1 protein-coding gene is annotated in these 1,000 nt (G+C 41.3%); it reads left to right on the top strand.

The annotated features are described in order from the left end of the window. Positions 1-31 precede the first annotated feature (31 nt). Positions 32-535: a hypothetical protein gene (locus WA675_RS27240; protein WP_073970851.1), complete on the top strand. Its 504-nt coding sequence runs from the start codon at positions 32-34 to the stop codon at positions 533-535. Positions 536-1,000 lie beyond the last annotated feature (465 nt).

Below are 1,000 nucleotides of genomic sequence, written 5' to 3'. Positions count from 1 at the left end.
GGCTGTAATATGCTGCTCTTCATAATGTAAGCTGGATCCCTCGGGGACCGGCAATTCTTCAAGCAATAAACAGGAATACCAATTATTAAAAGATAACTTAGTCAGATCGTACAATAAAGCTTTGAAGAAAAATGCGCCTTATTCAATCTTTGCTATAAAAAATGGCCCAAAATCTCACATTGGAAGACATTTGATGACCTCATTTCTTTCAATGAAGGGCCTAACGGAGTTGACTAATGTTGTGGGAAATTGGAGCGATAAGCGTGCTTCTGCCGTGGCCAGGACAACGTATACTCATCAGATAACAGCAATACCTGATCACTACTTCGCACTAGTTTCTCGGTACTATGCATATGATCCAATATCAAAGGAAATGATAGCATTGAAGGATGAGACTAATCCAATTGAGGAGTGGCAGCATATAGAACAGCTAAAGGGTAGTGCTGAAGGAAGCATACGATACCCCGCATGGAATGGGATAATATCACAGGAGGTACTAGACTACCTTTCATCCTACATAAATAGACGCATATAAGTACGCATTTAAGCATAAACACGCACTATGCCGTTCTTCTCATGTATATATATATACAGGCAACACGCAGATATAGGTGCGACGTGAACAGTGAGCTGTATGTGCGCAGCTCGCGTTGCATTTTCGGAAGCGCTCGTTTTCGGAAACGCTTTGAAGTTCCTATTCCGAAGTTCCTATTCTCTAGAAAGTATAGGAACTTCAGAGCGCTTTTGAAAACCAAAAGCGCTCTGAAGACGCACTTTCAAAAAACCAAAAACGCACCGGACTGTAACGAGCTACTAAAATATTGCGAATACCGCTTCCACAAACATTGCTCAAAAGTATCTCTTTGCTATATATCTCTGTGCTATATCCCTATATAACCTACCCATCCACCTTTCGCTCCTTGAACTTGCATCTAAACTCGACCTCTACATCAACAGGCTTCCAATGCTCTTCAAATTTTACTGTCAAGTAGACCCATAC

Origin of the sequence: Nocardia sp. SSK8 (genome assembly GCF_037034205.1) — a bacterium.
GTDB lineage: Bacteria > Actinomycetota > Actinomycetes > Mycobacteriales > Mycobacteriaceae > Nocardia.
This window is presented reverse-complemented; position numbering and strand designations above follow the sequence as displayed.